The 3,006-nt window shown below is 66.6% G+C and carries 2 protein-coding genes; both read right to left on the reverse strand.

The genetic code is table 11. The features are described from left to right. Positions 1 to 1,770, reverse strand: a 1,770-nt coding sequence (locus ACLHRZ_RS36860; RefSeq protein WP_491745233.1) for a site-specific integrase, incomplete at its 3' end; no start/stop codon positions are given. After that, positions 1,767 to 2,798 carry a tyrosine-type recombinase/integrase gene (locus ACLHRZ_RS36865; RefSeq protein ID WP_490422948.1) on the reverse strand — a complete coding sequence of 344 codons (1,032 nt, stop codon included), beginning with the start codon at positions 2,796 to 2,798 and terminating at the stop codon, positions 1,767 to 1,769. The genes ACLHRZ_RS36860 and ACLHRZ_RS36865, both read right to left, overlap by 4 nt. Positions 2,799 to 3,006: the final 208 nt, after the last annotated feature.

Genomic DNA, 3,006 nt, shown 5'->3' on the forward strand with positions numbered 1-3,006 from the left:
CGTTGTCCGGAAACTCCGGGGCACCTCACTCACCCGGGTGGGGCGGCCGTCGTGATCGACCAAGTCGATCTGCTTGAACCACTTGTTGAGCCAGGTGCAGGCGGTCTTGTAGGGGACGGGCAGTGCGCCGTCGGGGTTCTGCTGCGTCCGGGGGAACAGCCAGGGGCTGTTCCCGTCGTAGGCGGCACGGACACGTCGGCGCTGAGCGGTGATTGCCTCGACGACCAGCTTGGAGGCCGGGATTGCGCGCCAGCTCTGGTCTTTGGTCTTGAAATGGACGAGCACCCACCGGCCGGCGGCGGTCTTCTTCAGGCAGTTCGGCGGCAGGGTCAGGACCTCGCCGATGCGCATGCCCTCGTCCCGGGCGATCAGCACGATGGTCCGGTGCATCGGGTCGAGCAGGCTGATGTTCTCCACGGTCTCGATCTGTTCCATCAGGTATTCGTCGATGAAGTTCGCTTCCAGACCGGGACGGATCGGGTAGTCCTCCGGATAGATCCGGGTCTGCCTCGACAGCTCCGGCTGCCAGCCGCGCCAGTGCCAGTTGTCCAGGAACACTGACAGCGGGGAGAGCGTCGCGATGACGGACGATGCCTTCAGCGGGAGCCCGTAGCGCGGGCTGCGTTTCTCGCTGACTGTCTGCATGCGCTGCCAGGAGACGTACCGTTCCAGCAGCGGCCGGTCCAGCACCCGCGGGTCGTCCTGGCGGTCGGGAACACACTCGCGCAGGAAGCGGGAGAGCGCCCGGAAACTGCGGAGTTGGCCTACCAGGGTCCGCAGGCTGTTGTTGTTCATCCGCTGCCGGGTGTGGAGCTTGGCCTTCTCGCGCAGCCACGTCTGCGTGATCGCGGTGAAGTCCAGCCGCTCGGCCTGGCGGTACTCCTGGTAGCTATAGCCGAGCCGCGAAGGCCGCCATACATCCCGTGCGAACTCGTCCTCGGGACCGTCAAGTTCTTCCAGAGCGTGCAGCAGGTCGCGGATCAGCCCCCGCTCCGAATGGTTGTTCTTACTGACGTCACTGCACCAGCCGTCGTACTCACGGTCCTGTACCGAGTCCACGCCCGCGTCGGCCACGACCTTGACCAGGCGGTTCCAATCACCACATGAGGTCCGCGTGCGGCGGGCATCAGTACGCACCTGCAGGAGGTACTGGAACTCCATACGGGCCAGCCGCGACAGCCCCCGGACGCGGAAACCCATCTGCTGGCGTTCCATCAGGACTTGAGGCAGATCGTCCAGCTCCGGACGTCCCACCCGCTGCCAGCGGTAGCGGTGGGCGTCACACAGCCCGTCATCGCTGATGCCGAACGGGCAGCCGGGGAAGGCGCACGGGCCGGCGCTCGAGGCCAGGACCGGCTCTACCGTGGTCACGAACTCGTCGACGGACAGGGGCTTGCCGCGGTAGACAAGCTTCATGAACGCGGCCGCGTGCGGGCCGCAGAGGTTCGCGTGTCCGCCTGGGCGCGGGCACTCCGGCACCCTGCAGGGTGCGACCTCGCCCTGCCAGCCGATCTCGGAGTTGACCGGATCGGATGCCCAGGCGTCCTCGTCCGCAGGTGAGCCGTCACGGCGCCAGCGTTTGCGGTGCATGCTGCACATGCCCTTGGACCTGCCCTCGTGCCCGCAAAGGCCCACCCGGCAGCGGCCCTGGCCCAGGAAGTGCCCCGGCGGCGGGAAGAAGACCTCGACCAGGAACTCCGGGCGGATCAGCTGCCGTAACCGGTCGACGCGCGGGTCCCGGCTGGGCAACGCGAGAACGGTGCCGTTCACGGTGCCTCCCAAAACCCGGTGCTGTAGAGCTCGTCGGCGATGTCGTCGGCATCCAAGTGGACGTAGCTGTCCGCCGTGGTGCGGGACGAGGCATGGGTCAAAAGCTCGCTGGCGACCTCCAGGCGGACCCCGGCCCGCAGCAGCGCGGTCCCGTGAGTGTGCCGGAACATGTGCGGGTGGAAGTCCACCCCGGTGCGCTTGCGTAGCCGCTTGACCAGGCTCATCGCAGCCCAGTAGGTCATCGCGGACCCGACCTCGCCGCCCCACAGGTTCACGAAAACGTAGTCCGACTCCAGGTCGCCGTAGTCATCGAAGAGGTAGTCGGTATACAGATCGATCAGCGTCTGCCGGACCGGGATCTGCTTCTCGACGCGGCTCTTGCCCCTGGCCCTGTTCACGTTGTCACGGCGCGGTTTGATGGTGAGCGCGGGCTTCAGCGAGTCGAAGTCCTCATGCCGCAGACCCAGAGCCTGGCCGATCCGGCAGCCCGTCTCGAACATCACCGCCATCAAGAAGCGGTCCCGAAGATGCTCACACGCGTCCAGAATCGCTTGGACCTGGGCATCGGCGAGCGTCTTCTTCAGCTTCTTCGGCTCCTTCAGCCGGGTCTGCCGCTGCTTGCCCGGCACCACAGCGATGCCTTCCAGGAAACCGCCGCCGCGGACCCGCCCCGGCACGTACGCGGCCACCCGGTGAGCACCGGGAACACCACGGCGGTCCAAGAAGACGTAGAAGGACTCGACGCTCGACAACATCCGGTTGACCGACACCGGCTCCCGCTTGGGCTCCAGCAACTCCACGTCCTGCAGATGCCCCAACAGCACGGGCCGGCGCAGCCAGGCCGCGAACTGGTCGACGTGGTCAGGCAGCGCGTCCTCGATGCCGACCCCGACAAGTTCGAGGAACTCCACCCAGAACCGCAGGTCGAACGCCTTGGCCCGCACCGTATTCGGCGACATCTCCCGATCCGTGCACACGGCCAGATAGTCGTCGGCCAGAGAGACGATCCACCCCCGCCGGTCCAGCACGGTGTACGTCTCTTGAAGCGCGCCGCTGCCGCAGACCCGCCGCACTCGCGGACTCGCCGCCGTCTGTGTACTCACGGATGAACGAACGGCCCCACACGGACACCAGTCACGATCGGGCTGTCAGCCACACACGAATCAGCGACACCACGGCCCCGTTGCTGACGTCCCTGACACCCCTAAACTCGACTTTCGGGGTTTTCGTGGGCCT

The organism is Streptomyces sp. AM25 (assembly GCF_058146165.1).